7 protein-coding genes and 1 pseudogene are annotated in these 6,548 nt (G+C 41.7%); 1 reads left to right on the top strand and 7 read right to left on the bottom strand.

Going from position 1 to position 6,548, the window contains the following annotated elements; translation table 11 throughout:
- Positions 1-247: 247 nt before the first annotated feature.
- Positions 248-736, bottom strand: coding sequence for a 23S rRNA (pseudouridine(1915)-N(3))-methyltransferase RlmH (gene rlmH, locus EI162_RS12925; protein ID WP_192524732.1), 489 nt, complete (start codon positions 734-736; stop codon positions 248-250).
- Between the two features lie 289 nt (positions 737-1,025).
- Here rlmH and EI162_RS12920 point away from each other — a divergent pair, with 289 nt between their 5' ends.
- Positions 1,026-1,472 (top strand): DUF2147 domain-containing protein, encoded by a 447-nt coding sequence (locus tag EI162_RS12920; protein WP_192524731.1) that lies wholly within the window; start codon positions 1,026-1,028, stop codon positions 1,470-1,472.
- A 152-nt stretch (positions 1,473-1,624) separates the two neighbouring features.
- On the opposite strand, the gene EI162_RS12915 is transcribed toward EI162_RS12920, so the two are convergent.
- From EI162_RS12915 to EI162_RS12885, 6 genes and pseudogenes are all read right to left on the bottom strand, one after another.
- Positions 1,625-2,173, bottom strand: coding sequence for a DUF421 domain-containing protein (locus tag EI162_RS12915; protein WP_192524730.1), 549 nt, complete (start codon positions 2,171-2,173; stop codon positions 1,625-1,627).
- 127 nt (positions 2,174-2,300) lie between these two features.
- Positions 2,301-2,816 (bottom strand): ABZJ_00895 family protein, encoded by a 516-nt coding sequence (locus EI162_RS12910; protein WP_192524729.1) that lies wholly within the window; start codon positions 2,814-2,816, stop codon positions 2,301-2,303.
- Between the two features lie 84 nt (positions 2,817-2,900).
- Positions 2,901-4,919: a D-alanyl-D-alanine carboxypeptidase/D-alanyl-D-alanine-endopeptidase gene (locus EI162_RS12905; RefSeq protein ID WP_192524728.1), complete on the bottom strand. Its 2,019-nt coding sequence runs from the start codon at positions 4,917-4,919 to the stop codon at positions 2,901-2,903.
- A gap of 120 nt (positions 4,920-5,039) precedes the next feature.
- Positions 5,040-5,645 carry a 3'-5' exonuclease gene (locus EI162_RS12900; RefSeq protein ID WP_192524727.1) on the bottom strand — a complete coding sequence of 202 codons (606 nt, stop codon included), beginning with the start codon at positions 5,643-5,645 and terminating at the stop codon, positions 5,040-5,042.
- A 269-nt stretch (positions 5,646-5,914) separates the two neighbouring features.
- Positions 5,915-6,274, bottom strand: a pseudogene (locus EI162_RS14955) (DMP12 family DNA mimic protein).
- Positions 6,267-6,548 (bottom strand): DMP12 family DNA mimic protein (locus tag EI162_RS12885; RefSeq protein ID WP_192524725.1); only part of this gene is annotated, 282 nt, incomplete at its 5' end. The pseudogene EI162_RS14955 and the gene EI162_RS12885, both read right to left, overlap by 8 nt.

Below are 6,548 nucleotides of genomic sequence, written 5' to 3'. Positions count from 1 at the left end.
ATTCTAAGCGCGATAGTTTTGGCTATGAAGTGGCAAAAAATAGTCCTGTTCCTTCGGACTGATGCTAAAATCGCCCCAGACGTTGTTGTAAATCTAGCTAAGGTCTCGACATTACCTTCGATTTACGCCTAGTCTGGAATTATTTTAGCGATCAGCAGTCCTAATAGATGAATTCTATACAGCCCCTATATTATTTAGGTTTATGATGTTTAATAAGGTGCGCTATGTAAAAGAGCTTTTTTTTAATTTAATTGCCGCGATGGTAAGGGTGGTTGTTATTGATACTCATCGCTCGATATAGCTGTTCCATTAATACCACACGTACCAGCGGATGCGGTAAGGTCAGCGCTGATAATGACCATTTCACATCGGCCTTTGCCAATACCTCGGGCGAAACCCCATCAGCACCGCCAATCACTAGGGCAATATCATCGCCTTGTTGCATGCCATCTGCTAGCTTATGTGCCAACCCTTCTGTCGAGAGCATTTTACCTTTGACATCGAGTACCCATAGTTGCTCACGACCTGAGGCATTATGTGCGGCCAATATCGCCTGCCCTTCTTGCTCACGGTACTGTGCTAAATTGGCATCAGAAGGGTTTTTTGCCCGCTTTGCAGCGGCAAGCTCCACGATTTCTGTACTCAGCATTGGCTGAATACGTTTAAAGTATTCATCAAACCCTGTCTGTACCCAGCTGGGCATCTTATTGCCAACGGTCAAAATTCTTACCTTCATAATATATACCACTTTAATCATTGATAAAGCGTAACAAAAGAATTCTACGCTTAAGTTAATGTAACAAACAATCCTTTTACGTCAGGGGTTTTTATGGTTTACTACTATTTGACAAACAGTTGTTCTTTAGTTTCTTGTTTTATAACTTTTTATAATTTTATAAAAAATGTCGACTTAAAAGCAGTCGGAGGAAGTCAACACTTTAAGAGAAAATTACAGGCAACCGTATCGTGTCTTATGATAAATCAAAAAATTAACTTGAAGTATTTTTTAATGAAAGGAGTCGTTCATGAATCGTACTATCTCAAAAGCACTTACTCTCACTGCAGGTGTTTTGCTTTCTACTTCTGTCTTTGCTGCCTCTTTAGATGGCACACAATGGCAAACCATTGATGATAAAACAGGCGAAAAAAAGGCCGTCATTCAGTTAACTGAAAAAAGTGGCAAAGTTTCAGGCAAAATTATCAAAGTGCTTAATAAGGAAAAGGCTAAAGCTGTCTGTACCAAATGTCCAGGTAGTCTAAAAGACCAGCCTGTCGAAGGCTTACAGATTTTATCAGGTTTAAAGGCTGATGGTAACAACAAATGGAGCCATGGCAAGTTGGTCGACCCTGAATCGGGAAAAACTTATTCTGGTAAATTGACCCTAAGCGACAATGGTCAAAGCTTAGACCTACGTGGTTATGTAGGCTCACCTGTATTCGGTCGCTCGCAGACTTGGCAACGTATCAAATAGCTATTAGGTAAAATAACTATTTAATAATCATTATTATATAAAGTGGCAGGGTAGCTGATACAAATTGGCTACCCTGTTTATTTGCGCTTAATGACACTAATACTGCTGCCGCTTATCTTGGATTGACGTCACTTTATTTTCATATCAAAGGCTCACATCAAAGGCCTTATGGTTTGTGACACGGTATCTTCTGAGCTTTGGTTATTATCGCTAGCCTCAGTTGGGCTAGGCTTTGGAATGATGGTGAGCTTGGCATCAGACTCAAAAACAATGGCTTCAACATCATCGAAGCTATTCACCCCTTCGGAGCGCATCGCGCACTCTATCTCCTGACGAGTCAACCGCTCGGCACGCATCGTATCTGGTAAAAACTGCCCTTGATAAAAGACGATACGCGGTTCGGATAGAATAAAACTGCTAAATTGCGGTGAGACAGAGGCATATTTAGTGACCAAAAATTGTAATAAGTAGAGCACCAAAATCGATGAAATTCCTTCTATAAAAGGAATGTCTTTGAGTAAAATAGTGCTGGCACCCAATGAACCGATCATCACAGTGACGATCCAATCAAAATTATTGAGCTGTGACGTTGAGCGTTTACCAGAGGCTTTAGTCACCAGTACGACTGATAGGTAAACCATAACAGTCGTTAAGACGATGCGTCCAAGCTTGTCTATATTGTCAAAAAAAACCATATCCATGATGATTGCTCCTATTAAAAATGCCATGCCGCCAATGGTTAAAACATGACTTATTAAAGTCAGCCTAACGGATTTTAGGTATTAATAGGAGATAAACTTTGTAGAGCCTTGCCTTAATAGGACTAACTCACTTTGCTTTTTGTTTGGGATTAAGTAGGTGGTTGAGCGCCCAAAGACTGATACGAGTACTGACCAAGGTCAACACCAAAATCATAACCAGTGATGACAGTAGTGGCAGCGGCTGCTGCATGGCCATCTCAGATAAAACCTCACGGCTCACTTCATCAAATAAAAAGAACCATATCGCTAAGAAATAAATGACCGTCAGTAGCCAGACGATAGCGACACCGCCAAACATCAAGCGATTGATTTCAGATTTATTCAAAGCGCGCTGCTGATGTTTGATGAATTTATTGACTGCGATATAAGTACCGATAAAAATAGATATGACGGTGACCAGCTGTGAGTTTAAAGCCAGCTTGGTTTGAATCATCATAAATATCACGCTGGCAAGAATATAACCAATCGCAAAAAAACCAACATAGAGTGCCAGTTTAGGTTGCACTGACTCATGACCCTGCGGCAGCCCATGACGGTTTGAACGAGTATTACGCTTGCTAAGGTTGGTGGTTTTGCGTGCCATAAGCGAACCTTTATAAAGGTAAAAAATAGAATATTAAAGTGAATACTTTATCCATGATTCAATAAAAAGTATTTTTGTTAAAAATCAATGCTGCGCGGTCCAATCAAGCATCGCGTCCAACACGGGGCGGGCAGTATAAGCATTTAGCGCTTGGTCACTATTGATAAGGCCAACCACGACATAATCTTGTCCTGATAGCCCTTTGACATAGCCTGCCATCGAGGTGACATTGTTTAAAGTACCCGTTTTTATCCACGCGCGGCCGATGGCTGTTGATTCAGGCAAGCGTTTGCTATGAGCAGCAATGGTGCCACTGACGCCAGCGACCCCTAATGAGTCGACATAAGCATCGAAGCTTGGATGGCTATAAGCGTAGGTTAATAGCTCGCTTAGATTGGCTGCCGTTATTGTACAGTCACGACAAAGCCCTGAGCCATTGGTTAAATGTGGTGGCGGTGTACTTAGATTGGTCTGCCACCACTGGTCGATAGTCTGTAATGCTGCAGGATAGTCCGTCGTAGTCGGTTTGCCAAATTGGTATAAGCTATTTTGACTTTTAATGTTTTTATCAATGCCTTTATTGACGGTTTTATCGACGGCCTTATTATTAGGTTTGCTATTGGATTGATTATTAGCTTGGTTATAAGCCCCGATCGATAGCGCCACTTGCTCAGTCATCACATTATTTGAAAAATGGTTAATATCGTGAATCTGCTGGGTTAAATTCAAAGAGGGATAGCTGACAATCGGTAAGGGGGACATAGGTAGTGCCACCAATCCGCGTTTGGCTTTGAGAGATTTTTGTGCAGCATAAGGCGTTTCTTGGCTAATCACATCGCCGCTCAGCGTGTTGCCTAGCGCTTGCCATTTTGCAGCGACGACACGAGCGGCAAAGTCTTTGGCATCAGGATAAGCAACATAAAAAGCATGCTCTTGGCAGCTGTTGGGCAAATCAGCATTCAATACCAACTGCTTAGCTTGCCACTGCGGCGCAAGACTATAACGGGCTTGTCCACATGCCGCTGAACGCATATCTATCTTATTAGGCAAGTTATAATTCGCCAGTTTCGGTGTATAGGTTAGGCTGGCTTGACCATTGTCTAATGGATAGCTTTTGATACCGACGGTACTAAAATTCACCAAAAAGCCATCGGGACTGGCGTTATAAGGGCGTAACGGTGCGTTGTCAAAAGCGGCAGGGTCTTTACTGATATTTTTAAAAATCGAGCTATCCACAACAATATCACCATCGATATGATGGATGCCTGATCCTTGCACTTTATAGAGTAATTGCTGCAATCGCTCATGGGTCATCTTTGGGTCGCCACTGCCTTGAATAATCAAGTCGCCGTGCAGCCGGTCGCCGATAATAATGCCCGTGTGATAGACGCGAGTGTGCCAGACAAAATCAGCACCCATGGTATCCAAAGCGATAAAGCTGGGAACGAGTTTCATGGTACTGGCAGGTGTGCGCGCGATATCAGCTTGATGATTGAGTAATGGTGAGAATGAGATTTTTATAGAGGATTTATCAGTGCGGGCGTTGCCATTTTTATTATCACCTGCACCATTCACCACTATCGGTTTTGAATGATCATCCAGTATCGTGGGGATACTTTCTAAGCTTTGGTAGGTGTAAGGGTCATCGGTATAAGCATGTAGCTCTTGCTCATGCTTTTTAATCGTTTGCTGTTCAATAGTAACCAGTGCGCTTGGTTTGGTAAGGGGCTTTTTATCACTGTTATTGTTATTGTTATTATTAGGGGTAGTTTGTTGGTGCTTACCGTCCGTATTAGAATCACCGTCTAAGCTGCTACTATCAACGACCTGAATTGGCGCGGGCAAGTGACTGGCATTTTTATCACCGACAGGGGTAATGACAATACTAATATCAGCGGTGGTTAAATCAGCGCGCGATAAGGCCGCTTCGATGGCTTGCGGTAGTGCTGCTTGCGCATGGAACGGTGATGCCATTACGGTTGCCAATAGTGCCAGCATAGGTAAGCATTTACCAGACTGACTAAAGGGTCGAAAATGGCTACGAAGCGGTGATAGTTTGGCAGTAAGGGCGGGAGGGTTGCAGTGTTTTGAGGTGGGTCGCATGAGCATCTTTCATCAGGTGGTAAAAACAGCCTATGGTAACATGAGTTGCTGTTTTCGCGTAGATGGCTTGTTATTGAAAGCGGTGTTTTAAAAACGTCATTTTATAAATAATAATCAACATTAGCGTACATGCAAAAACGCCATCGCTGTCATCAGTGCGTCATTATAAGCATCGTGGGCGCCCAGCTCAGGGATATTATAATGCGCCAATATATTGGTGAGATGCTGCGCTTGACTGGAGAGCCCTTGGGTTTGACCACTCATGCGCCGACTGTATAAATGGCGCAAATCTATGATTTCGTTTGGCAGCGCCGTGCCCATATAACGCTTGACCAAAGGATTCAAAAACGCGGTGTCTATTTGGGTGCAGAAGCCCACGATTGGTCGATTGCCTATAAACGGCAGCAACAGCGCCAGCATGTCATCGTAGCTCATGCCATGCTCAACATCAGCAGTACGCAGACCATGAATCACAATGGTGTCGCGATCGGGCATCACAGGCGGCTTGCATACTAGATGCATGCCATTACCTGTATCGATGGTATTGTCATTGATATGTATGGCGGCGACAGACAATAAATGATGCTTTTTGGGATTAAGCCCTGTCATTTCACAATCAATCGCTACCCATTGTTTAGCCAAAGGTTTACTAAACATCGCCGCCAACTCTGGACGCTGTAGCTGCCTTTTTTGCAAGCCAGAGGACAACTGTTTTAGCCAATTCATATCCGTCGCTCATCCATTTATGTTGTTGTATTTTTGATTTTATAGTTATAGTTGATGACATGCATTAGTACAGCTGTATTAGTATGCTACTGATATAAAATTTTCTGGTGTGTTGCACATACGCAGAGGCTGCGAAAAACTCATTCCAATAGCACTATAATAGTTCTAAGTTTTTTTGACTATCTCAGAGTCTACATAAATAATCCATCTCAACTGGTTTAAGTAGTAGTTCATGTTTGCTACCGCGCTTTTCAAACTGTATGCAAGCATCAAATATGTATAAATAGATCTCTATTATGGTCAATTGCATATTTTAAGATATAAATCATCTTGTCAATATTTTTATCCTTCGGTATGTCCATATTTAAAAAAGCATCATATACCTTCTCAATTGTTTCAATATCATGTATAGAGTCGTCTTCACTAGGCCCTAAGAGATAATTGTTCGTCTGCTCTGAAATTATATGCTATAAGTTAATTTCTTGATAATATTCGACATTTTTCACTGTGAGAGGTAAGACAGTATTTGCTTGTAGATTATTGTTTCCCCAATCTATCGTTTCAACGTAATCATCTATATTAATGTCGTTGGGTAGGCAAAAAAAGCGGTATCTAAACTCATTATCCAAAATTCATTATCACAGTTTTTTCATGTAGCATGGCATAGTCCAAAATTTCAATCATTTTCATGATATTCATATCCTTTAATGCAACTTCTTTTACTATAGCGTTGCGTATGTTTTGGATTTCTTCAACAAAAACAACATTACTATCAGACGGTCCTATCATATAGTCTGTATGATCTGACATCAAATCCCATAGACCTATTTTGTGATAATAATCTAATTGTTCTTGAGTAAGAGATAAAACAGTAGCAGCTTCTGAATGATCATATCCCCATTG

The organism is Psychrobacter sp. FME6 (assembly GCF_014861365.1).
Lineage (GTDB): Bacteria > Pseudomonadota > Gammaproteobacteria > Pseudomonadales > Moraxellaceae > Psychrobacter.
This window is presented reverse-complemented; position numbering and strand designations above follow the sequence as displayed.

What these genes read in the sequence shown, in the direction of transcription:
- rlmH (WP_192524732.1), bottom strand. Translation starts at nt 736, where the DNA reads ATGAAGGTAAGAATTTTGACCGTTGGCAATAAGATGCCCAGCTGGGTA.
- EI162_RS12920 (WP_192524731.1), top strand. Translation starts at nt 1,026, where the DNA reads ATGAATCGTACTATCTCAAAAGCACTTACTCTCACTGCAGGTGTTTTG.
- EI162_RS12915 (WP_192524730.1), bottom strand. Translation starts at nt 2,173, where the DNA reads ATGGATATGGTTTTTTTTGACAATATAGACAAGCTTGGACGCATCGTC.
- EI162_RS12910 (WP_192524729.1), bottom strand. Translation starts at nt 2,816, where the DNA reads ATGGCACGCAAAACCACCAACCTTAGCAAGCGTAATACTCGTTCAAAC.
- EI162_RS12905 (WP_192524728.1), bottom strand. Translation starts at nt 4,919, where the DNA reads ATGCGACCCACCTCAAAACACTGCAACCCTCCCGCCCTTACTGCCAAA.
- EI162_RS12900 (WP_192524727.1), bottom strand. Translation starts at nt 5,645, where the DNA reads ATGAATTGGCTAAAACAGTTGTCCTCTGGCTTGCAAAAAAGGCAGCTA.